General features: G+C 70.5%; 22 protein-coding genes, 2 tRNA genes and 1 riboswitch. Of the genes, 12 read left to right on the top strand and 12 right to left on the bottom strand.

Annotated elements, in window-relative coordinates:
• Positions 1-195: 195 nt before the first annotated feature.
• Positions 196-1062, bottom strand: a complete 867-nt coding sequence (locus ABT053_RS39815; protein ID WP_350976603.1) for a Sco1979 family transcriptional regulator — start codon at positions 1060-1062, stop codon at positions 196-198.
• Positions 1063-1305: 243 nt separating this feature from the next.
• Here ABT053_RS39815 and ABT053_RS39810 point away from each other — a divergent pair, with 243 nt between their 5' ends.
• Positions 1306-1815 (top strand): ATP-binding protein, encoded by a 510-nt coding sequence (locus tag ABT053_RS39810; RefSeq protein WP_350976600.1) that lies wholly within the window; start codon positions 1306-1308, stop codon positions 1813-1815.
• Positions 1816-2070: 255 nt separating this feature from the next.
• Here ABT053_RS39810 and ABT053_RS39805 read toward each other — a convergent pair.
• Positions 2071-2144, bottom strand: a tRNA-Pro gene (locus tag ABT053_RS39805).
• 89 nt (positions 2145-2233) lie between these two features.
• On the opposite strand from ABT053_RS39805, the gene ABT053_RS39800 reads away from it, so the two are divergent.
• The 3 genes from ABT053_RS39800 (at position 2234) to ABT053_RS39790 (ending at position 3731) form a co-directional block, all read left to right on the top strand.
• Positions 2234-2304: transfer RNA gene (locus tag ABT053_RS39800), tRNA-Gly, on the top strand.
• Between the two features lie 566 nt (positions 2305-2870).
• Complete coding sequence (locus ABT053_RS39795; RefSeq protein WP_350976598.1) at positions 2871-3230, top strand: helix-turn-helix domain-containing protein; 360 nt, start codon at positions 2871-2873, stop codon at positions 3228-3230.
• A gap of 90 nt (positions 3231-3320) precedes the next feature.
• The gene (locus tag ABT053_RS39790; RefSeq protein ID WP_350976595.1) at positions 3321-3731 is read left to right on the top strand and encodes a VOC family protein; all 411 of its coding nucleotides are present in this window, start codon (positions 3321-3323) and stop codon (positions 3729-3731) included.
• Between the two features lie 72 nt (positions 3732-3803).
• Here ABT053_RS39790 and ABT053_RS39785 read toward each other — a convergent pair whose 3' ends face one another.
• Complete coding sequence (locus ABT053_RS39785) at positions 3804-4448, bottom strand: FAD-dependent oxidoreductase (RefSeq protein ID WP_350976593.1); 645 nt, start codon at positions 4446-4448, stop codon at positions 3804-3806.
• Between the two features lie 129 nt (positions 4449-4577).
• On the opposite strand from ABT053_RS39785, the gene ABT053_RS39780 reads away from it, so the two are divergent.
• From ABT053_RS39780 to ABT053_RS39770, 3 genes are all read left to right on the top strand, one after another.
• A complete protein-coding gene (locus tag ABT053_RS39780) occupies positions 4578-5015 on the top strand; it encodes a hypothetical protein (RefSeq protein WP_350976590.1) in 438 nt (145 codons plus the stop codon).
• A gap of 104 nt (positions 5016-5119) precedes the next feature.
• Positions 5120-6706: a phytoene desaturase family protein gene (locus ABT053_RS39775; RefSeq protein ID WP_350976588.1), complete on the top strand. Its 1587-nt coding sequence runs from the start codon at positions 5120-5122 to the stop codon at positions 6704-6706.
• A 44-nt stretch (positions 6707-6750) separates the two neighbouring features.
• Entirely contained in the window at positions 6751-8424 is a 1674-nt protein-coding gene (locus tag ABT053_RS39770; protein ID WP_350976585.1) for an ATP-binding SpoIIE family protein phosphatase, read from the top strand.
• A gap of 258 nt (positions 8425-8682) precedes the next feature.
• Here ABT053_RS39770 and ABT053_RS39765 read toward each other — a convergent pair whose 3' ends face one another.
• Entirely contained in the window at positions 8683-10227 is a 1545-nt protein-coding gene (locus tag ABT053_RS39765) for a choice-of-anchor I family protein (RefSeq protein ID WP_350976584.1), read from the bottom strand.
• A 211-nt stretch (positions 10228-10438) separates the two neighbouring features.
• Here ABT053_RS39765 and ABT053_RS39760 point away from each other — a divergent pair, with 211 nt between their 5' ends.
• A complete protein-coding gene (locus ABT053_RS39760) occupies positions 10439-11077 on the top strand; it encodes a TIGR03086 family metal-binding protein (RefSeq protein WP_350976582.1) in 639 nt (212 codons plus the stop codon).
• Positions 11078-11136: 59 nt separating this feature from the next.
• Here the strand turns inward: ABT053_RS39760 and ABT053_RS43540 are convergent, their stop codons facing one another.
• Positions 11137-11208, bottom strand: coding sequence for a 50S ribosomal protein bL37 (locus ABT053_RS43540; RefSeq protein WP_389916033.1), 72 nt, complete (start codon positions 11206-11208; stop codon positions 11137-11139).
• 370 nt (positions 11209-11578) lie between these two features.
• Between ABT053_RS43540 and ABT053_RS39755 the strand changes: the two genes are divergently transcribed.
• The 4 genes from ABT053_RS39755 (at position 11579) to ABT053_RS39740 (ending at position 15334) form a co-directional block, all read left to right on the top strand.
• Positions 11579-12175, top strand: coding sequence for an HD domain-containing protein (locus ABT053_RS39755; protein WP_350976580.1), 597 nt, complete (start codon positions 11579-11581; stop codon positions 12173-12175).
• Positions 12176-12267: 92 nt separating this feature from the next.
• Positions 12268-13068 (top strand): DeoR/GlpR family DNA-binding transcription regulator, encoded by an 801-nt coding sequence (locus ABT053_RS39750; protein WP_350976578.1) that lies wholly within the window; start codon positions 12268-12270, stop codon positions 13066-13068.
• Positions 13065-14144 carry a galactose-1-phosphate uridylyltransferase gene (gene galT / locus ABT053_RS39745; protein ID WP_350976575.1) on the top strand — a complete coding sequence of 360 codons (1080 nt, stop codon included), beginning with the start codon at positions 13065-13067 and terminating at the stop codon, positions 14142-14144. Before ABT053_RS39750 ends, galT begins: the two co-directional genes overlap by 4 nt.
• A 72-nt stretch (positions 14145-14216) precedes the next feature.
• Positions 14217-14353, top strand: a riboswitch (cyclic di-AMP (ydaO/yuaA leader).
• A gap of 3 nt (positions 14354-14356) precedes the next feature.
• Positions 14357-15334 carry a coiled-coil domain-containing protein gene (locus tag ABT053_RS39740; RefSeq protein ID WP_350976574.1) on the top strand — a complete coding sequence of 326 codons (978 nt, stop codon included), beginning with the start codon at positions 14357-14359 and terminating at the stop codon, positions 15332-15334.
• Between the two features lie 44 nt (positions 15335-15378).
• Here ABT053_RS39740 and ABT053_RS39735 read toward each other — a convergent pair whose 3' ends face one another.
• The 7 genes from ABT053_RS39735 to ABT053_RS39705 form a co-directional block, all read right to left on the bottom strand.
• Entirely contained in the window at positions 15379-16614 is a 1236-nt protein-coding gene (locus ABT053_RS39735) for a tyrosine-type recombinase/integrase (RefSeq protein ID WP_350976572.1), read from the bottom strand.
• Positions 16611-16787 (bottom strand): helix-turn-helix transcriptional regulator, encoded by a 177-nt coding sequence (locus ABT053_RS39730; RefSeq protein ID WP_350976569.1) that lies wholly within the window; start codon positions 16785-16787, stop codon positions 16611-16613. Before ABT053_RS39730 ends, ABT053_RS39735 begins: the two co-directional genes overlap by 4 nt.
• Positions 16774-18156 carry a replication initiator gene (locus tag ABT053_RS39725; protein WP_350976567.1) on the bottom strand — a complete coding sequence of 461 codons (1383 nt, stop codon included), beginning with the start codon at positions 18154-18156 and terminating at the stop codon, positions 16774-16776. The genes ABT053_RS39730 and ABT053_RS39725 overlap by 14 nt, the downstream gene beginning before the upstream one ends.
• A 98-nt stretch (positions 18157-18254) precedes the next feature.
• Complete coding sequence (locus ABT053_RS39720) at positions 18255-18407, bottom strand: hypothetical protein (protein ID WP_350976564.1); 153 nt, start codon at positions 18405-18407, stop codon at positions 18255-18257.
• Positions 18404-19054, bottom strand: coding sequence for a DUF2637 domain-containing protein (locus ABT053_RS39715; protein WP_350976562.1), 651 nt, complete (start codon positions 19052-19054; stop codon positions 18404-18406). Before ABT053_RS39715 ends, ABT053_RS39720 begins: the two co-directional genes overlap by 4 nt.
• 35 nt (positions 19055-19089) lie before the next feature.
• A complete protein-coding gene (locus tag ABT053_RS39710; protein ID WP_350976560.1) occupies positions 19090-20412 on the bottom strand; it encodes an FtsK/SpoIIIE domain-containing protein in 1323 nt (440 codons plus the stop codon).
• Positions 20405-20758 (bottom strand): SCO3933 family regulatory protein, encoded by a 354-nt coding sequence (locus ABT053_RS39705; RefSeq protein ID WP_350976558.1) that lies wholly within the window; start codon positions 20756-20758, stop codon positions 20405-20407. The genes ABT053_RS39710 and ABT053_RS39705 overlap by 8 nt, the downstream gene beginning before the upstream one ends.
• Positions 20759-20767: the final 9 nt, after the last annotated feature.

Below are 20767 nucleotides of genomic sequence, written 5' to 3'. Positions count from 1 at the left end.
GATCAAGCTTTGAGTGATCGCGGGCGCGTCAAGTCGTAACGGCTACCGCGGCAAGCTCGCGCGCCGCGCCCACATGAGCGGCACCTGGCACAGCCGTCGAGACACGCGAGATCAGGGCATGCTCCACAGCGGCGGGTGTTCAGCGCCGCTGGCCAGTCTAGGGCAGAGCGGCACCATCGAGCGACCAATGGCCGCTCAGTCCTCCTTGATGATCCGCCTCAGGATGTCGTTCGTCTCCCCGGGCGTGGTGCTGACCGCGCACAACCGCTCCATGACCTCGCTGTAGCGGTCGACGTCCTCGCGCTTGTCCAGGTAGAGGGCACTGGCCAGCTGCTCGACGTAGACGACGTCGGGGAGCTCGTTGTCGTTGAAGCGGAGCACGCTGAAGGCCCCGCCCTCCGCGCTGTGGCCGCCGAAGCTGAAGGGCATGACCTGGATGGTGATGTTCGGCTGCCGCATGAGGTCGAGCAGGTGCTCCAGCTGGGCTCGCATGACGTCGGCGCCGCCGATGGGGCGCCGGAGCGCGGCCTCGTCGATGACGGCCCAGAAGAACGGGCCGTCGGGCCGCCCGAGCACCTGCTGGCGCTGCATCCGCAGGTCGACGCGGCGGGCGATCTCCTCGGGCGCGATGCCCGCGCTCCCCGCGGTGATGACGGCCCTGGCGTACTCCTTCGTCTGCAGGAGGCCGGGCACGAACTGCACCTCGTAGGTGCGGATCCGGGAGGCCGCCTCCTCGAGGCCGACGTAGGTCTGGAACCACGAGGGCAGCAGGTCGTTGAAGCGGTGCCACCAGCCGGGCTCGTTGGCCCGCAGCAGCAGGTCCATCACCGCCGACCGGGCGTGCTCGTCCTCCACCCCGTAGAAGGTGAGCAGGTCCGCCACGTCGCGCTCCCGCAGGCCGACGCGGCCGAGCTCCATCCGGCTGATCTTGGACTCGGAGCCGCGGATCAGATGGCCCGCCTCCTCGCGCGAGAGCCCCTTGGCCTCGCGCAGGCGACGCAGTTGGGAGCCTAAGAGGATACGCAGAGCTGTGGGACCCGATCCCGGTTGAACCTGCGTCACTTCGCCTCCCTCTGTACTTGGGCCAGCGCACACAGTGTCACTACTTCCGGCCGCTATGACAAGGTCTCAACTCCCTGCCCAATTCGCCAAGTCGTCGTCTTAACCGCCCATGCGGCTGCACACTGCAACTGCACGTGCATTTGGGTCTTGCAGCAGACGTTCCGGTGACCCATGATGGCTTAGTGCATATTGGGCTTATGGTGCACAAGCTCTGAAAACTCTCAAGTGGTACGGAGACTCACGATGACAGCGGGAGGTACCGGCAGGATGGTGGAGGAGCCAAAATCGGCTGCCGACTACCTGCAGGCGACCCGCCAGGTGGGCTTTGACGAGCTACTGGACGCCAATCACTCCGGCGCCACCGCGTGCCCCCTGCCCAGCCAGGCCGACTCGGTGAAGACCGCCCGGGACGTGACACGCTCGACGCTCCACGACTGGGGGCTGGCGGAGCTCAGCGATGACGCAGCGCTAGTGGTTTCGGAACTCGTCACCAACGCGGTCCGTTACGCGCTGTGTCCGCCCAGTCAGACGCAGATCACCCCGATCACGCTCGTCCTGGTGCACCTGTCGCCCCACGTGCTCCTGGCCGTGACGGACCCGAGCGACGAGGTCCCGACCCCCAAGGAGCCCGACTTCATCTCGGAGAACGGCCGGGGCCTCTACATCGTGGAGACCTACAGCCAGGGATGGGGCTGGGACCACCTCAACTGCGGCGGCAAGGCCGTCTGGGCCTTCTTCAGCCCCCGCCGCTGACCTTCCCCGGCGCTCACTCTCCGGGCTCGCCCGTTTTTTCGGCCCTCTTTCTGCCCCCGCCGCAACGTTTCCGGCGGGTGAATCGGTCGCGTGCGCGGGATCGGCCACTCGCGGCGGGACCGGTCGTGGACGGCACCCCCCGGTCCGCGTCTCGTACGCCGGTCGTACGCCGGCCCACGTGTCCGCGCGGCGTGGAGCTCTCGGCCCCTTTACGCGAAGAACCGGGCATCGGTCTGAACCGATGCCCGGCATGCGTCGGGGTGACAGGATTTGAACCTGCGGCCCCCTGCTCCCAAAGCAGGTGCGCTACCAAACTGCGCCACACCCCGGTAAGTCGAGTGCGCGCACGCTCCGGAACTCCGGTACGCTTACGCCCTGACGAACGGATGAAGTCTAGACCAGACTGACGCCGGCTCGCGCGGACGTAGCTCAATGGTAGAGCCCCAGTCTTCCAAACTGGCTACGCGGGTTCGATTCCCGTCGTCCGCTCAGATGATGAAAGGCCAGGTCAGCCCATATGCGGCGACCTGGCCTTTCAGCTTTTGCCAAAACTTCGGGAACTTCCGCGCCCATTGCGTGCCCGATGGTTTCCCGGCCCGTTTTCCGGGACTTTCTTGAATTCCTTCCCGGGCGTTCGGACGATGGCCTGGTCACGGTCCCGCCGGCGTGCCGGGAGTGGGCGCCGCCCGTGCGGAGGAGTGCCCCACGCGGGCCTCCGGCCTTTCGGCGCCCGTCCCTCCGTCCGATGCCAAGGTGTTACCGATCCATCGGAGGTCAACGGGGTTCCCGGCCGGTTTTCCGGCCTCATCGCCCGCCTCGGACGACCTCGGAGCGCATAGTCGCCGGTGGCCTCGTAGACATCCTCGGACGGGCTGTGTGTCACGGTCTCCGTGGAAGTTCCCTCCTGGTCGTTCACCGGCTGGCGTGGCGGCTCCGGCGGGATCGCGCGCGTCGCGGAAGATCGTCGCCGGGGCCGCGGGGACGAGGCTGCCCGACGGGCGGAACCGTGGTGTGATGGCGGCGTGAGCCGTGCCGTGGAGGAGAGCAACCGACGCATGCTTCGGGCGCGGGACGCGATGGACCGCGCGTACGCGCAGCCGCTGGACGTCCCGGCCCTGGCCAGGATCGCCCATGTGTCGGAGGCGCACTTCACGCGCACCTTCCGGGCCACGTTCGGCGAGACGCCGCACCGCTACCTGCAGCGCCGCCGGGTGGAACGGGCGATGGCCCTGCTACGGGACACCGACCGCAGCGTGACGGACATCTGCTTCCAGGTCGGCTTCGGCAGCCCGGGGACCTTCAGCCGCACGTTCCGCGACATCGTCGGCCGGTCACCGAGGACGTACCGCAGGGAGGCGGCGGCCGTGGGCGTGCCGACGTGCTTCACGATGGCGTGGACGCGGCCGAACGAGTGACCGGCATGACCGTCCGCGCCGCTCGTGGCGTCCGCCTACTCAGCGGTTTTGGATAAGTTTTCCGCCGGCCCGCCCAGTAACGTGATTCGCATGTTCACCGCAATCACGCACTCGCAGATATACGTCCTCGACCAGGACGAGGCCCTCGACTTCTACGTCGGCAAACTCGGCCTGGAGGTCAACGCCGACATCGACCTGGGCGGCATGCGCTGGCTGACCGTCAACGTCCCCGGCCACCCGGAGCGCCAGATCCTACTGGAGAGGCCGGGCGGCCCGATGATGTCCGAGGAGACGGCGCGTCAGGTCCGCGAGCTGGTGACCAAGGGAGCGATGGGCGGCCAGCTCATCCTCAGCACGGACGACTGCCGCAAGACGTACGAGACGCTGCTGGGCCTGGGCGTCGAGTTCACCGAGGAGCCCACCGAGCGGCCGTACGGGATCGACTGCGGCCTTCGCGACCCCTTCGGCAACCACCTCCGCTTCACCCAGCTGAGGGCCTAGTGCCGTGACCGGGAGGGTGTGAGCCGCCCCTCCCGGAGAGAAGGGCCCGCGTCCCGGGGGCCGGGCGCGGGTTCACGAGAAGGCCTTGCGCCTCAGGGCCGGGAGGCGCCGGGCGGTGCGCGGGAAGGTCCTGAATCCGGCCCGGGCCACCGGGTTCTCGTCCACGAACCGCCGGGCCGCCCTGAGGGAGTCGCGCACGGCCGCGAAGCCGTACTCGCGCATCTCCGTCTCGCAGGCGGCGATGGCCGCGACGGGGTCGCCGCCGCCGGTCAGGGCGCCGGCGAGGGCGCGGCAGAGTGACCGGGCGTCGCGCAGGGCGATGTCGGCGCCGATGCCCCGCGTCGGGGTCATGCTGTGGATCGCGTCGCCGAGCAGGGTGATGGTCGTGGCGGGCCGGGGGCCGATCGGCACCGGGGTGCGGATCGGCAACGGCGAGACGGTCTCGGGGGCAGAGACAGTGACCAGCGTGCGCGGGTCCGGGTGCCGGCCCGCGGCCATCCGGGCCACGGTGTCCCCGAGCCGCTCACCGCTCATCGCGGCGAGGCCGCCGGGGAAGCGGCCGGTCTCGGCGCCGAAGGCCCACATGCCGTAGCCGCCGGTGTTGTCGAACAGGGCGCCCTCCCGCTCGGTCCTGCCGATCCCCGGCGGCGGCGGCAGGGCCGCGCTTCCGAAGGCGCCTTCGAGGACGCCTTCGAGGTCGTGCGGCGCGATGAACATGCCCCGGCCCCTCGGCAAGACGACCAGGTTGACGGCCTCGTACAGACCGGGGCCGACCAGGGTGCGCGTGGCGGCATTGAGCGGGGACTTTCCGGCGATCGTGGCGATGCCGGTGTCGACGCGGCGCGCGTGCGGCAGGTACTGGTGCCTGACGCGGGAACGGAGTGGCGGAGCGGGGAGAGCACCTTCGCCGAAACGTCGCCTTCGCCGTCGCTGCCCGAACCGGTGCGCGGCTATGTCGCCACGACCGTGCGCGACCGCGATCTCGCCCGGATCCTCATCTGGGACGGGCCGCAGGACGGCGGCGAGGGGGACTCCGCGCTGCCGAAGGACATGCGGGGCGACGTCGAGGACATGCGCAGGCGACAGGCGGAGGGCGAGTTCCCCGCCGACCTCGATCCCGCCTGCCTGCTGCCGGCCCTCTTCTCCGCGGCCGACGCCGGGGTGACCTTCCCCCGGCCGGCCCGCGCGATCTGCGGGGAGGACCCGGCGTCGGAGGAGTTCGGGGAGCGGTACGGGGAGCAGCCGGCGCGGCTGCTCCGCCATGTCGGCGCCGCGAAGTCCTAGTTCGTCTGGAAATATCGGCAAATCTCTGTTAAACACGAGGTTTGCATATAGATCATTCTTTACAATCCTCCATACCAGTAGTCAAAGGGCCCCCTGGAGGGAAAGTGACGGAGTTCGACGGCGTCATCGTGGGCGGGGGCCATAACGGCCTCACCTGTGCCGCCTACCTCGCGAAGGCGGGGTTGTCGGTCGCGGTCGTCGAGCGCAACGACGTCGCGGGCGGCGGGTGCAGCACCCAGGAACTCACGCTGCCCGGGTTCCGGCACAACACCCACAGCAGCTACCACTTCCTGGAGGAGGGCCCGGTCCCCGCCGACCTGGAGCTCCAGCGATACGGCCTGCGCTACGTCTACCCCGAGACCCAGCACGCCACGGTCTTCAGGGACGGCCGGGCGATCACGGTCTACACCGACCCCAAGCGCACCGCCGACTCCTTCGCCCGCTTCTCCAAGGCCGACGCCGCGCGCTGGCTGGAGCTGTACGAGCGCTACGCCGAGGCGGCCAGGGGCCTGGTGAACGGCTTCCTGTACTCCAGGCCGCTGCCCCCGCCGGTGGTCGCCGAGCGCCTCAAGGGCGACCTCGGCCGCGACATGCTGAGCTACATGCCGCTGTCGCTGTACGAGGCCGTCGACAGGAACTTCGAGAGCGACCAGGTCAGGGTGCTGTTCAAGTCCTTCCTGCACGCGATCTCCATCGAGAACGTGCCCGGCACCGGAAGCTTCTTCCCCCGGCTGCTCTCGCGCATCGCGAGGCTCGGGGTGCCCGTGGGCGGCGCGGGCAACGTCGCGACCGCGCTGCGCGCCGTCATCGAGGAGCACGGCGGCACCGTGGTCACCGGCGCCCACGTCGAGCGGATCCTGGTCGACGACGGGCGGGCCACCGGGGTGCGGCTCGCCACCGGCGACGTGCTCACCGCCCGCCGGTTCGTGGCCAGCGCGGTGGACGCCCCGCAGACCGTGCGGCTGGCGGGCCCGGAGAACTTCGGCGCGGAGATCGCGGCCAAGGTCGAGGGCTACAAGTGGGCCGGGCACAGTCTCGTCACCCTCCATCTGGCGCTCGGCGAGGCGCCGCGCTACCGGGCCGCCGAGTTCGAGCCCGACGTGGACCGGGCCTTCCTCGTGGTGCTCGGCGCCGACGACAGCGAGCAGCTCGGCCGCACCTTCGACCAGATCCACCGGGGGGAGCTGCCCGACCGGCTGGCCGGCAACGGCGCGTGCCCCTCGCTGTTCGACCCCTCGTACGCGCCGGACGGCAAACACGTGGCGTTCTGGTGGCCGTGGGCCCCGTACGACCTCGGGGGCGATCCGGCGAGCTGGGACACGCGGCGCGAGGAGGTCGGGGAGCGGCTGCTCGCCGAGTGGGCCGAGTACGCCCCCAACCTGGCGAACGGCGCCGTCCTGGGGAAACGGGTCTTCACACCGCTCGACATCGAGCGGCACTGCGTCAACATGGTGCGCGGCAGCCATCATGTCGGGGCCTACGAGCCGTCCCAGCTGGGCGGCAACCGGCCGGTCCCCGAGATGGGCCAGTACCGCACCCCCGTCGACGGCCTCTACCTCTGCGGCGCCAGCAGCCACCCGGGCGGCTCGGTCTCCGCGGCGCCCGGGTACAACGGCGCCAACGCCATCGCAGAAGACCTCGAACTGGAAACCTGGTGGACGCCGGTTCCCGCACCCCGGTGGAGCGAGTGAAGTCCCGTTTCGTCACCAAGAATCCAGCCACGCCAGGGTTCAGGATGGGCAGTCCCGCGTCCATGCACGAGCAGCTGTCCCTGCTCAACGCGGCCAGCAAGCGCATCGGCAGCACGCTCGACATGTTCGAGACCGGCAGGGAGCTGATGGACGTCGCCGTGCCGCGCTTCGCGGACGCGGCGGGCATCCTCGTCCAGGACCGGCTGGTGACCGAGGGGGAGTTCCCCCAGGAGACCACCGACGGCTCGGCGCTGGTGCGGCGGATCGCGGTCGGCGTGGCCGACCCCTCCCCCGGCGAGTACGCCAAGGCCTTCCCCGTGGACGAGGTGGCCGTCTACGAGGCCTGGACCCCCTACGCCCGGTGCATGGCCACCGGCAACCCGATCCTCTATCCCCGCCTGGGGCGCAGGACCGCCGAGGAGATCGGGCGGTTCTGGAAGCGCGACACGGTGTCGAAGGTGCTGGAGGACAGCTCGTTCCTGGTGGTGCCGCTGAAGGCGCGCGGCCGGGTGCTGGGCTTCGTCATCTTCACCCGCAGGCCCACCAGCCAGCCCTTCGACGAGCAGGACGTCAACCTGGCCGAGGAGCTCGCGGCCAGGACCGGCGTCTGCCTCGACAACGCGCGGCTCTACAACCGCGAGCGCCGCACCGCGCTCACCCTGCAGAGCAGCCTGCTGCCCGTCGACCTCTCCCAGCCGCTGGGCCTCACGATCGCCTCCCGCTACCTTCCGGCCAGCGACCTGGTCGGGGTGGGCGGCGACTGGTACGACGTGATCCCGCTGCCCGGCTGCCGGGTCGCCCTCGTCGTCGGCGACGTGATGGGGCACGGCATCAGGGCCGCCGCGACCATGGGCCAGCTCCGCACGGCCGCGCGCACGCTGGCCAGCATGGACCTGAGCCCGGCCGACGTGCTGTTCCGGCTCAACCTGATGAGCCAGGACCTGGACGCCAGCCAGATCGCCACGTGCGTGTACGCCACCTACGACCCGGTCACCCGGCGGTGCGCGATGGCCTGCGCCGGGCACGTGCCGCCGATCCTGGTACGGCCCGGCGGCGAGACCGAGCTGCTGGAGCTGCCGCCGGGGCTCCCCCTGGGCATCGGCAACGAGCCGGCCGAGATGCGGGAGTTCACGCTTCCCGGCGGGACCGTGCTCGCCTTCTACACCGACGGCCTGGTGGAGAGCCGCGACCGGGACATCGAGGAGGGGATCGGCGCGCTGCGCGGCCTGCTCTCCGGCGCCGACCACGACCTGGAGGAGGTCTGCGACCTCACGATCAGCGCCCAGCGCCCCGGGCACGAGCGTGACGACATCGCCCTCCTGCTGGCCAGGGTGTCGGAGCTGACGGAGAACGAGTTCGTCGAGACGTCGCTGCCCTCCGACCGCCGCTCCGCCTCCCAGGCCCGCCGTTTCGTCCGGACCACGCTCGACAAGTGGGAGCTGTCCTCGCTCTGCGACAACACCGAGCTCATGGTCAGCGAGCTGGTCGCCAACGCGGTCGAGCACGGTCAGGGCGAGGTCGAGCTGCGGCTGCTGCGCGGGCCCACGCTGGTCTGCGAGGTGTCCGACAGCTCCGCGTCCGAGCCGGTGATGCGGGAGGCGTCCACCACCAGCGACACCGGCCGCGGCCTGCATCTCATCAACTGGCTCGCCCACCGCTGGGGGTCCCGCCTCACCCCGAAGGGAAAGATCGTCTGGATCGAGCAGCGGCTGCCCTGACCCGGCGGCCCCGCTCCGGCCCCTCTTACGGCTCCGGCGCCGCCTCCCGCGGCACCGGAGCCGTGCTTTCTAGCGGCGTGCCCCGTGTCGCCGGGGCCCGTACGACCAGGCTTCGAAGCTCGTGCGGCGGGGCCCGCGCCGCCGTGGCGTTGGGGCCCGTACGACGGCGAGTCCCCCGCCGCGCAGGTTCTCGCGGCGGGGGGCTCGGTGGTCCGGCGCGGTCGCCGGGCGGGATTCGGCAGGGGATCGGGCGGAGGGTCAGCGGACCTCGTAGATGGCGGTGGTGCCGCTGATCTCGTTGCCGACCACCAGGAGCGGGCGGCGGGTGGGGCTGTCGGAGGCGGGGACGAACAGCACGCCCTCGGGGCCGACGTCCCCGGCGGTGCCGTCCTCGATCGAGCCGGTGAGGTCACGGGTGTTGACGTACCCGGCCAGGCGCGGCGCCCGGGGGTCGCCCAGGTCGTAGGCGACGATCCCGCCGACCCGCTCCAGCCCGGCGAAGGCGTAGGCCCGGCCGCGCACCTCGCCGACCGTGACGCCCTCGGGCTCGGGGCCCTTGTTGTCGCTGCGGCTGTCGAAGGAGTCGTCCTCCTCGTTGTCGGCGTTGAAGGCGGCGGGCAGCTCCTTGGCGACGAGCCGCTCCAGCTGGTCGCCGGAGTCCCAGACGAGCGCTCCCGAGGTGGACCTGATCGAGATCGAGCGGGCGCCGAACGCGCGCAGCTCGGTGTAGGCGCCGCTCGCGTCCTTGGGCGAGTCGGCGGCCACGTTCAGCCGCCCGAGCTCGGTGTCCTTCTTGAGGTTCTCGGCGTCGGGCAGCGCGAGGGTCAGGTCCTTCACCCGCACCTCGTCGGCGTGGCAGTCCCAGTCTCGGCCGTCGCCCTCGTTCGCGGTGACCAGGTAGGTCCGCCCGCGGTCGCGGAAGTGCGCGATCGCGTCGGGCTGGTACATGCCCTTCACCGGCCGGGGCCTGATGTCGATCTTCCCGTCCTTGTCCGAGGCGTCGAACCCGGTCTTCGACCAGTCCTTCAGCCCCAGCGGGACGACGTCGCGGACCGAGGCCCGGTCCAGGTCGACGATCGCGAGCGCGTTGTTCTCCTGGAGGGTCACGTAGGCGGTGTCGCCCTCGACGGTGACGTACTCCGGCTCCAGGTCACGGGCGGCGGTGGCACCGGGGCCGGTGATCCGCACCCCCCTGGCCCGCAGCCGCTCCGCGTCGAACTTCGCGAACCCCGCGGTCCGCACCGTCCAGCGCTTCAGGTCGACGACGCTCACCGAACCCTCGGGGTCGGCCACCTCGCCCTCGCAGTAGGAGGTCGGCTCCCCCTCGTTGGCCACGACCACCCGCTTGCCGTCCGGGGTGAAGGTCAGCATGTCGGGCAGCGCGCCCACGGTCACCTGCCTGAGCTTCCTCCCGCTCCGGGCGTCGAAGAAGGCGACGGTGCCCGGGTCGGTCTTGACCGCGGCCTGCTGGGCAACGGCGACCAGGCCGCGGCGCACCGCGACGCTGTTGGCGCCGGGGGTGGCCAGGGTGGCGACCTTGCGCGGCTTGCGCGGGTCGCGGATGTCGAGCACGTCGACGGTCCCGGCCTGCGCGTTCACCACGAAGACCCGGCGGGTCGCGGCGTCGTACGCGGTGATCTCCGAGGCTCCGGCGGCGACGGTACCGGTGGTGTAGCGGCCGAGGAAGGTCAGTTTGATACCGCCGTTGGCGGACTCGGCGGTGGCCGGGGTCACGGAGGCGGGCAGGAGGAGCAGGCCGGTGACCGCCGCGGCGGCCGCCCGGGTGAAAGTCGTGGTGCGCATGAGACGAATTTTCACGAAATATCGTGACTTCCTACTGACGTCGAGATGACCACGGAATGAAGCCCCACGGTCAGATGTACCCCGGACGTACCCACCGCCGCACTCCGGGCATGCCGGTCATGTCCGTTGACGCGATGACTACTGGCGGTCCAGGGGTTACGGTCAAGATGAGAGCCGGGAGGAAACCCGGGAGGGCATCGGGAGGGGCATGATGACCATCGACGTACCCGAGGCTTACCGGCGCGCGCTGGACGACTTCGGCGCTCTCGTCCACCGGGTCGGCCCCGATCAGTGGGACAACCCGACGCCGTGCGTCGACTGGGACGTGCACGCCCTGGTCAACCACGTGGTCGGCGAGAACCTGTGGGCACCCGTGCTGCTCGCCGGGGGGACCTCCGCCGAGGTCGGCGACGCCTTCGAGGGGGACCTGCTCGGCGACGACCCCATCAAGGCGTTCGACACCTCCGCCGTGCCCGCCGTCCAGGCGGCGACGGGCGTCCACGCCCTCGACAGCCTCGTCCACCTGCCGTTCGGCGACGTGCCCGGCCGGGAGTACGTCACCGAGCTGTTCGCCGACGCGCTCATCCACACCTGGGACCTGGCCCGCGCCATCGGAGCCGACGAGCGGCTCGACCCCGAGCTGGTCGAGGCCTGCGCCGCCTGGTTCAGCCACGCGGAGCCCGGTCACCGGCAGGCCGCGGGCGCCGGAGAGCCCCCGGAGGCGCCCCCCGGCACCGATGACGCCGACGACGCCGATGACATCGACGACACCGCCGCCTACAACGACAACGACATTGACGACACCGACGCGCAGGCCCGGCTGCTGGCCTCCTGGGGCCGTCGCGCCTGAGCGTGCGTTCCCCGTTCCCCGGGCGCCCGCGCCCGGCTCACGCGGGGAGGTCCGGGCCGCTAGGCCGGACGCTTGCCGTGGTTCGCCTTGCGCTTCCTCCGGGCCTTGGCCTTACGCGCTCGCCTGCCCATGCCGACCACCCCTTCCCTGAGGTTCTCCGAGGTTCCTCCGGGCCCCGCGAGGTCCGGTCCCGTCTCCCGCTCTCCCGGTCTCCCGGGGGCCGTACGGGACCCGATCTCACCGGCTCAGACCTTCACATTCCTCCCGGAACGGCGCTCGCACAAGGCCCGGACGGCGATCCGTCCCGCTCCGGTGAACCGTGTTTCCCGTGCCTTTCCCCGGCCCTTCCCTGCCTCTTCCCCGGCCCTTCCCTGCCTCTTCCCCGGCCCTTCCCTGCCTCTTCCCCGGCCCTTCCCTGCCTCTTCCCCGGCCCTTCCCCGGCTCTGGCGTTCCGCGCCCCGCCCCCGCGGCACGGCACCGGCCGGTCCTAGGCTCCGTCACATGAGCGAGAAGCTGATGGCCCGCTGGCGATCCCTGGCCGGTCTCGGGGCCGACCCCCTCGGCAGCGAACTGATCACCCGGTACGACGAGCCGCACCGCAGGTACCACACGACCGCCCACCTGGAGGCCGTGCTCACCCACGTCGACGCCCTCGCCGGCCACGCCGAGCATCCGGACCTCGTACGGCTGGCGGCCTGGTTCCACGACGCCGTCTACGACCCCCGGCGCGGCGACAACGAGGAGCGGAGCGCCGCGCTGGCCGAGCGGGCGCTGCCGGAGCTGGGGCTGCCGGCGGAGGCCGTGGCGACGGTCGCCCGGCTGGTCAGGCTGACCGTCACGCACGACCCCGCGCCCGGCGACGCGGACGGGGCCGTGCTGTCCGACGCGGACCTGGCGATCCTGGGCGCGTCCCCCGAGGTCTACGCCCGCTACGCGGCGGCCGTGCGCGAGGAGTACGGCTTCGTGCCCGACGACGCGTTCAGGGCCGGGCGGGCCGCCGTGCTGCGCTCGCTGCTCGACCTTCCGGTGATCTTCCGTGTCGCCGATCTGGAGGAGGCGGCGAGGGCGAACATCGCGGCGGAGCTTGAGCGACTGTGAGCGGCTAGTCACCAAGACCAAACACCGTATCGCCTGCTGACCGTGGTAATTTGGGGGAATCTGGTGGATTACGGGGAGTGAGGGGGCGAGGCATGCTTGCCCAGCAGCGGCAGCAGGCGATCCTGGAGCGGGTGCGCGGCAGCGGCGGGGTCAGGGTCGCCGATCTCGTCCGCGAGCTCGGCGTGTCCGACATGACGATCCGGCGCGATCTTGAGGTGCTCTCCGAGCGCGGCCTGGTGGAGAAGGTGCACGGCGGCGCCACCGCCGCCGGGCCCGGCTCGACCGAGGAGCCGGGCTTCGCCGCCAAGTCGGCGCGCCAGCAGGCGGAGAAGGAGACGATCGCCCAGCACGCCGCCCGGCTCGTCCGGCCCGCCACCGCGATCGCGCTCTCCGCGGGGACCACGACCTGGACGCTCGCCCACCACGTGGCCGACGTGCCCGAGCTGACCGTGATCACCAACTCGGTCCGGATCGCCGACGTCTTCCACCGTTCCCCCCGGGCCGACCGCACGGTCGTGCTGACCGGCGGGGTCCGCACCCCCTCCGACGCGCTGGTCGGCCCGATCGCGGTCGCGGCGATACGCGGGCTCCACGTCGACACCCTCTTCCTCGGCGTGCACGGGATCAGCACCCGCGCCGGGTTCACCACCCCCAACCTGATGGAGGCCGAGACCGACCGTGAGCTGGTCGCCTCGGCGCACCGTCTCGTGGTGACCGCCGACCACACCAAGTGGGGCACGGTCGGCATCAGCACGATCGCCCAGCTGGCCGAGGCCCACATCGTGGTCACCGACTCCGGCCTGACCGAGGAGGCCCGCGAGGAGCTCGCCGCCTCGGTGGGCGAGCTGATCGTCACGGAACCCCAGCGAGAGAGCGAGATCGCCGGCCGATGAAGCGTACGACCACCCACCTGGCCGACGGCCGGGAGCTCATCTACTTCGACCGGCGCGACGACGCCGACCGCGGAGCCGTCGACCGGCGTGACCTGCCGCCCCGGCCCGCCGCCTCCGAGCTGCGCTACGACCCGCTCACCGAGGAGTGGATCGCGGTGGCCGGGCACCGCCAGGACCGTACCTTCCTGCCCCCGGCCGGCGAGTGCCCGCTCTGCCCCTCCACCCCCGGCAACCTGACCGAGGTGCCCTCCCCCGACTACGACGTGGTGGTCTTCGAGAACCGGTTCCCGTCGTTCTCCGCCCAGCCGGGCGAACCGAGGGAGATCGGCGGGCTGAGCGAGGTCCGCCCGGGGACCGGCAGGTGCGAGGTGGTGTGCTTCACCTCCGAGCACGACTCGTCGTTCTCGCGGCTCTCCCCCGAGCGGGTCGAGCTGGTCATGGAGGCCTGGGTCGACCGCACGGCGGAGCTGTCGGCGACGCCCGGCGTGGAGCAGGTGTTCTGCTTCGAGAACCGGGGGGCGGAGATCGGCATCACCCTGGCCCATCCGCACGGCCAGATCTACGCGTACCCCTACGTGACCCCGCGCACCAGGCTCACCCTCGGGGCGGCCGGGCGCCACCGGGAGCGGACCGGCGGCGACCTGTTCGCCGACGTCCTGGCCGCGGAGCGGGAGGCCGGGGTGCGGGTGGTGGGCTCGAACGAGCACTGGACGGCGTTCGTCCCGGCCGCGGCGCGCTGGCCGGTGGAAGTGCACCTCTACCCGCACCGCCGGGTCCCCGACCTGGTCGCGCTGGAGGCCGAAGAACGCGTGGCGTTCGGGCCCCTCTACACCGACGTGCTCCGCCGCCTCGACGGGCTGTTCGGCGTGCCCATGCCGTACGTCGCGGCCTGGCACCAGGCGCCGGTCTCCACCGGCCGCAACCTGTCGTACGCGCACATGGAGCTGTTCAGCGTCCGCCGCGCGCCGGACAAGCTGAAATACCTCGCGGGGTCGGAGTCGGCCATGGGCGCCTTCGTGAACGACGTGTCGCCCGAGGCGACTGCACATCTTCTGCGCTCTGTTATCACGAACTGATTACCGCTCGGTCTCGTCTTGAGGTCGCGTGACCTGCTGTTTACCACTACTATCCTTCCCACATCGGCTGTAAACGCTGATTTGCCTAATCCCGGGCACCTTGCCCGGGAGCCGGGGAACCACCGCACCTGGGGTGAGACCACTTCGGTGGAAGGGCTTCCTCCAGCCCGAACCCGTCAGCTAACCCGGTAGGCGGAAGGAGAGGAGAGTTCGTGGCGGCCCCGTCCCCCACGTTCCGTCGGCGTGCCGCTCTGGCCCTCTGTCTGAGCTCGATCGTGGCGTTCACCGTCGGCGCCCCCACCGCGGGAAGCGCCGAACCCAAGCCGACCGAGGCCAAGCTCCGCGCCGACCTGGCCAAACTCGGCAAGAAACTCGACGGGCTGATCGAGACCTACGCGGCCAAGCGCGAGTCTCTCAGGAAGGCGCAGAAGGCCGAGGCCGTCGCCAAGCAGAACGTGGGCAAGGCCGAGGAAATCTACGTCGAGGCCAAGCGGCAGGTCGACTCCATCGTCCAGCTCCGCTACCAGACCAGCAGCAGCGGGGGGCTGCCCGCGCTGATGTTCTCCGGCGACATGGGCGCCGCGGCGGTGATGGAGCAGCTCACCGCCCAGCAGAGCGCCTACCTGGAGGGCTTCGCCGGCAGCCTCGAACGCAGGAAGAAGGCGTCGGAGACGGCGTCCAGGCTCACCGACGAGATCCGCGACGAGGCCAAGGAGGTGGAGGGCCAGCGCGAGAAGGCCGAGGACGTGATCCGCGACGTCAAGGACAAGCTCGACCGGCTCGCCCCCACCGGTTCCGGCCGCCGCTCCGACGGCAGCTGGGCCCCGCAGCTGCCCACCGGCGCCGACAACATCACCGACCGCACCCGGATCATGCGCGACGCCGTCATGCGGCGCTTCAGCCTGCCGTACTCCGTCGGCTGCTACCGGTCCGCCAACGACGGCGGCGAGCACCCCCTGGGCCGCGCCTGCGACTTCATGATGAGCACCGGCGGCACGATGCCCTCGGCCGCCAACGTCGCGCTGGGCGACGAGATCGCCGCCTGGGCCATCAAGAACAAGGCCAGGCTCGGCGTGAAGTACGTGATCTGGCGCCAGCGCATCAACCACGGCTCCGGCTGGAACTTCATGTCCAACCGCGGCGGCGTCACGGCCAACCACTTCGACCATCCGCACATCTCGATGTACTAGCGCCACGAGGGGCTGACCTGCGGTTTCTCCATCGGACGCCCCTCTCAGGGCACATCCAGGGCACATCCCGGATCTGCGGCACTCCCCCAAGCGCCGTCGATCGCCCTGCGCATGCGGTCCTCGCTGGACGGCATGAGGTGTGTGTAGGTCCGCAAGGTGAAGCCGGGATCCGCGTGCCCGAGGAACTCGGCGACGGCCTTGATGGACACGCCGTCCTCCAGCAGCACCGAGGCGAAGTGGTGGCGGAGCATGTGGAAGCCGTTCTCTCTCGTGGCCGGGATGCCGACCTTGGTGAGGACCGTCTTCCAGGCGAACTTGTTGAACTCGTTGCGGGCGATCACGGTCTTCTGCCGCGTGCTGAAGAACAGCCGCGCAGTGTGCGGTGAGCCGTCCAGCGTGCGCCAGGGCAGCGTCAGCTCCGGCGGGTCCACGGCCTCGATGTGGGCGGCGAGCCGCAGCGCCACGCTCTCCGGGAGCGGGACGTCACGCAGCTTGCCCCCCTTCGGGGGAGCGAAGACGCGCTCTTGCTTGCCACCGAGCAATTTGACCTGCCGGCGTACGTGGACGACGCCACGCAGGAAGTCGACGTCGTCGACGGCCAGGCCGAACGCCTCCCCCTGGCGGAGACCGAGACCGGCGGCGGTCAACACCATCACCTCGTAGTGCTGGGCGATGCCGTCCGCGACCGCCCGCACCTGCTCGACCGTCCATGGAGTGATCTTCTTGGCCTCTCCCCTGGGCGCCTTCACCGATCCCGCGTGACAGGGGTTCTTGGAGATGAGTTCGTCGTCCACGGCGGCGTTGAGAACGGTCGAGAGGTGGAAGAAGACGGCTCGCGCGTAGTTCGGCGAGAGCTTGACCTGAAGGCCGCGGCTGAAAGCCTGCAGAACGCTGGGACGCAGGGAACGCAGCTCCCGCTCGCCGAGGGCCGGATAAACGTGCAGACGAAGCCGGAGTTCGACGAGCTGGTAGGTGGACCGGTCGAAGGTCTGCGCGGCGAGCCATTGCTCGCCGTACTCCCTGACAGTGATCTTTCCGGCATTGGGATCGATGTAGGTCCCGCGGTTCAGGTCACTCGTGACCTGCGCGTCGAACGCCTCCGCGCAGGTGTTCGCGTCCTGGCCGGCCTTCTTGGCGAAGTTCCTCTTGCGCTGGCTTCCGGACTCGTCGCGCCAGCGCACCTGCCAGCGGTCGCCGATGCCGTACTCGGAGCTGCGGACCTTCTTCGTGGTGCCGTCAGGCTGTTTCACCATCTTGTGCCAGCGGTCGTAGACGGTCACGGCTGCCTCCGCACCCAGGCCACGACGTCTTCCGGTAGGTAGCGGACGTGACGGCCGACCTTGTGACTTTCCGGACCGGTGCCGAGGTGACGCCACTGGTAGAGCGTGGCGACGGGTACTCGGAGGAAGCGCGACGCCTCAGCCACGCCCCAGAGACTGTCATCGAGGGTCATGCGGCCCCCAGGGATGCGGCGTACCGGCAAGGGCGCTCACCAGAAGCGCATCACCGACGGAGAACCCCTTGCCCGCGTACTCCCAGTTGGAGATGACGAGGACAGTGTCCTCGTCGAAGAGGGGCAGGCGTCCGGTGGTGATCTCCTCGGTGCGGGCGAAGTCACGGCGCTCGTCGCGGATGGAGCCAATGGTGATGGAGTAGTGGCGCGAGCGGGTGGAGAAGTGGCCACGGAAGCCCAGCATGTGGGCCCAATGGGAAAGACGGAGATCGGCCAACTCGTCCAGGGCGCCCAAGCGCTGGCATTCGGCGATCAGGCGGCGAGGATGGTCACGGAGGTTGAAAGCGGCCAGATCGTCGAGGGGGTTGATACGTCGGTCGAGGGTGCCGACGCACTCGGCGGCCTTGGTGGCGTACTTGGCGATGTAGCCGGCCACGACCTGGTCGGAGAGTTCGCCGTCCATGGTGATCTGACGGACATCGAGCTGCCGGCCCCAGCGCAGGATGCGCGCGGGTTCGTCGCCTGCCGCGGGAACGGTCACGGTCACCGCTCGGACAGCGTGCTGCACGGCATGCGTCAACATCTCCGCCGTCGCCCAGGCTGGAGGCGGTGAGCCGGGTCCGTCCGGGCCGTCGAGGCGGATGACGGCGTGGAAGTGGACGACCCCGCGCTTCTGGTACTCGGCGACTTTGGCGAAGGAGATCGTCAGGCGCTCGCGCAGCTCCCGCAGGGTCAGACCAGCCGTCTTGGCGACGCGTCGCCGCAGAGCGTCGGTGAAGCGCTGCCAGAGCTTCGGGGAGACCGCGTTGAACAGCACCGAGCCGGTGTAGTCGTAGCAGTCCGGGCACAGCGGCTCACCGAGACACGATTCGTCTACGCCATGTCGGGCGGTGCAGGACATGACGCCCCCGTGCGGGCAGGTCTGCGCGTCGCGGCGGGCGTGGCAGGGCAGGGTCTTGCCGTTCTTCTCTCGCCGGGTGTGGACGACGCCGAAGGAGGGAGCGGTCAGGGTGATGAACAGGCACGGGTGTGCGGTCACAGAGGTTGGGACGCCCTTGCCGACGACCAGGCCCGCGCGGATCAGTTGGTAGGTGTCGGTGCGGTAGACCTCGGCGCAGGCCGGGCAGCGGGAGGCTCGGCGGGTCTTGCACGGCAGGTGCAGGACACCTTCGGGTTCGGTGGCGGTGGTGTAGCGGTGCAGGAGCCGGCCGGTGGCGCGGTCGACGTGCAGGACGCGGCCCCGCATGTGGATGGGCTGGCGACAGCCGCCGGTGGCGCGGAGCCGGGCGGCCCAGCGGGGGTACTTCGGATCGTTCAGGCGGGTGATCATGCCTGCGATCGCGTGCGTGTCGGGGCGTGTTGTGGGCAAGATGGTCTCCTCCTTTCACTCGTTGGGTGAGGGGGGATGGCCCCCGACCTGGCAGGCGTCTTGGCGGATGTACGGCCAGGCCGGGGGCGCCGATGGTTTCAGCAGAAGCCGAGACCGTCGCAGGACTCGCAGGTGATGCCGTGGCTGTCGAGGCCGGTGGCTCCGCACTCGCAGCACCGCCACCGCTTGGGCGCGATCAGCGCGGGCGGTTCCTGCTCGCCGTCGTGCGCGGGGGTGAGGTCTTCTTTCATCGGGCGGCCTCGGAGGTGGTGCGCAGGGTGCGCAGCAGGTCGGAGGCGAGTTGGTTGGACACGCCTAGGCGGGCGCGCAGGGTGTCGCGGCTGATCGGCTTGCCTTGGGCGTTCTGGTACTCGGTGGCCACGCGGCGGGCGTAGTCGACGAGTTCTGAGGACGGGCCGTCCGCGGCCTCGTCCTGGTCGTCCTGGGTGGCGGGGACGAGCGCGGGCACCGGAACCGGCTCGGAGGACGGGGCCGGAGACGGTTCGGGACGAGGGCCGGAGGCGCGGCGTTCGAGCATGGAGACGGCGATCAGGAATGCGCCCGCCGGGGTGGCGGCGGTGATCCAGCCCCAGGCGGAGGCTTCGGCTTGGTGGAGGTTGGCGGACAGGGACAGGACGATGCCGAGGATGAGGACGAGGGTGGGCCAGGAGGCCAGGCCGTCCCGGACGCGTCCGGTTTTCTTGTCGCGCTGGCGTTCGCGGGCGGCCATGACACAGGTGAGGTCGACGCACACGGCGACGGCCCAGGCCATCCAGCCGCTCTGTCCGTGTTCGGTGGCGGTGTCGCGGATGTGGGTGAACGAGCCGGCCCCGGCGATCGCGGCCAGGACGATCACTGGTCCGGAGTCGAGCAGGACGGCGAGCAGGTTTCGCGTCATGGTTCCTCCCTTCAGAAGTCAGTGGGGACAGGGGATCAGGCGGGGACGTCGACCGGTTGGGCGGCGGTGAGGTCGTCCCAGGACGGGGTCAGGTGGGCGTAGGTCTTGGCGGCGTGTTCGGCGGTGTTCTCGGCGACGTAGAAGGAGCGCGCCCGATACCACTGGCCATCTTGGGAGGCGACGATCGCAACGCCGGGGGTTTCGGCGGGGATCGCGCGGGCGGAGACCAGGGCGGCGGGATCGAGGTCGCCGAGGGTCATGGTCGCGGTCTCGGGGTCGTTGACCCGGTGACAGATCCGTCCCGAGCACTGAGCGCGCAGCGCGGTGACGCCGGGGCCGAGGTCGGAGCCGATGCGCTGGCCGGAGCAGAACAGATAGATCCCGAACGCGCGACCGAGCTGTCCGATGCGCAGCAGCGCGGTGGAGGTCCTGGCGATGTCGTCCTTCTCGGACTTGTCGGCCATCAGATACAGCTCGGCCAGCTCGTCGACGAGCACCACGACCGGGACGGGGCGCACCGCCGCAGGGAGTTGCCAGATGTTGCGAGCGCCGGCCATCCGGCACAGGCCCATCCGGTCGATCATCATGCCGATCAGGTCGGCCAGCAGCCGGGTGCACTCGGAGCGCTCGGTGGCCAGCGCGGACAGGCGGGCGGCGTAGGGGGTGAACTCCACGCCGCCTTTCAGGTCGAAGCCGACCAGCGCGACCGGTTGCGGGGCCAGGCCGACGAGCAGGGCGTTGGCGAGGTTGGACTTGCCGGACTGGGTGGCTCCGGCGTTGATCCAGTGCGGCACAGTACGGAAGTCGATCACCCACGGTTTGCCGGTCTCCAGCCGTCCCACGGTGACCTTGAGCAGTTCGGTGGAAGGCGGCAGCCGGTCGACCTGGACGAGGGGGTCGCGGATGGTGGTGTTGAGGACGAGGCGTCCGGGGCGGGGTGAGGAGACGCGGACGGCGTGTACGCCCCAGGAGTGGGCGAGGCGTTCGGCGGCCTGGGCGTAGTCGTCGGGGATCTGGCCTTCCAGCAGGCGCAGGGTGGCGCGCCAGCCGTGCCGGGTCGGCATGGGCAGCCACATCCAGGGTTTGGTGTCGACGGCGACCCGGCGAAAGCGGCGCCGTACTTTGACGGTGCCGGTGGAGACGAGGGCGCCGGGGGTGAGGGTGAAGGCCCAGCGCGCCCGCTTCTTCGTCAGCCCACACCCGAGGGCCACTTTGCGCCAGGTGGCGCGGACGCTGAGCGCGGTGAGCGGGTAGGCGGCGACCAGCCAGAACGACCGGCGATGCAAGCGCCGCCACGCCCACAGAGTGACCGCGATGCAGGTCAGGACGATGAGGGCGAGCCTCAGGGAGTCAGGCACCCTGGTCTCCTGCGGGGATGCCGGAGACGGGGACGATGGAGGTGGCCTTGTAGCTGATGCCCCATCGCGAGGCGCCGTTCTGCGGGATCTCCCAGACGTAGCCGACCATCGCGGTCGGCACGACGTCCTGTCCGGGAGCGATCGGGGGTTGTCCGGAGGTTCCGACCTTGACCAGTTCGATCCTGCCCAACTCGTCCTCGGCGAGCAGGACGGACTCGTAGATCTTGTTGCCCTCCTTGTCTGTCTTGATCTTGCCGGTGTCCTGGTCGACCACGCGAGGGCGGGCGGCTTTGACGCAGGTGAAGCGGAGTCGGTGGACATCGACGGGGATCGGTATGTTGCGCATGGATGTACC

This window comes from Streptosporangium sp. NPDC002524, assembly GCF_040295985.1.
In the GTDB taxonomy this organism is placed as follows: Bacteria; Actinomycetota; Actinomycetes; order Streptosporangiales; family Streptosporangiaceae; genus Streptosporangium.
This window is presented reverse-complemented; position numbering and strand designations above follow the sequence as displayed.

Excerpts from the sequence above, each read along its gene's own strand:
- ABT053_RS39810 (WP_350976600.1), top strand. The coding sequence starts at position 1,306 with ATGACAGCGGGAGGTACCGGCAGGATGGTGGAGGAGCCAAAATCGGCT.
- ABT053_RS39765 (WP_350976584.1), bottom strand. The coding sequence starts at position 10,227 with ATGCGCACCACGACTTTCACCCGGGCGGCCGCCGCGGCGGTCACCGGC.
- ABT053_RS39730 (WP_350976569.1), bottom strand. The coding sequence starts at position 16,787 with ATGACCCTCGATGACAGTCTCTGGGGCGTGGCTGAGGCGTCGCGCTTC.
- ABT053_RS39790 (WP_350976595.1), top strand. The coding sequence starts at position 3,321 with ATGTTCACCGCAATCACGCACTCGCAGATATACGTCCTCGACCAGGAC.
- ABT053_RS39705 (WP_350976558.1), bottom strand. The coding sequence starts at position 20,758 with ATGCGCAACATACCGATCCCCGTCGATGTCCACCGACTCCGCTTCACC.
- ABT053_RS39715 (WP_350976562.1), bottom strand. The coding sequence starts at position 19,054 with ATGACGCGAAACCTGCTCGCCGTCCTGCTCGACTCCGGACCAGTGATC.
- ABT053_RS39770 (WP_350976585.1), top strand. The coding sequence starts at position 6,751 with ATGGGCAGTCCCGCGTCCATGCACGAGCAGCTGTCCCTGCTCAACGCG.
- ABT053_RS39760 (WP_350976582.1), top strand. The coding sequence starts at position 10,439 with ATGACCATCGACGTACCCGAGGCTTACCGGCGCGCGCTGGACGACTTC.
- ABT053_RS39795 (WP_350976598.1), top strand. The coding sequence starts at position 2,871 with ATGCTTCGGGCGCGGGACGCGATGGACCGCGCGTACGCGCAGCCGCTG.
- ABT053_RS39750 (WP_350976578.1), top strand. The coding sequence starts at position 12,268 with ATGCTTGCCCAGCAGCGGCAGCAGGCGATCCTGGAGCGGGTGCGCGGC.
- ABT053_RS39720 (WP_350976564.1), bottom strand. The coding sequence starts at position 18,407 with ATGAAAGAAGACCTCACCCCCGCGCACGACGGCGAGCAGGAACCGCCC.
- ABT053_RS39785 (WP_350976593.1), bottom strand. The coding sequence starts at position 4,448 with ATGTTCATCGCGCCGCACGACCTCGAAGGCGTCCTCGAAGGCGCCTTC.
- ABT053_RS39755 (WP_350976580.1), top strand. The coding sequence starts at position 11,579 with ATGAGCGAGAAGCTGATGGCCCGCTGGCGATCCCTGGCCGGTCTCGGG.
- galT (WP_350976575.1), top strand. The coding sequence starts at position 13,065 with ATGAAGCGTACGACCACCCACCTGGCCGACGGCCGGGAGCTCATCTAC.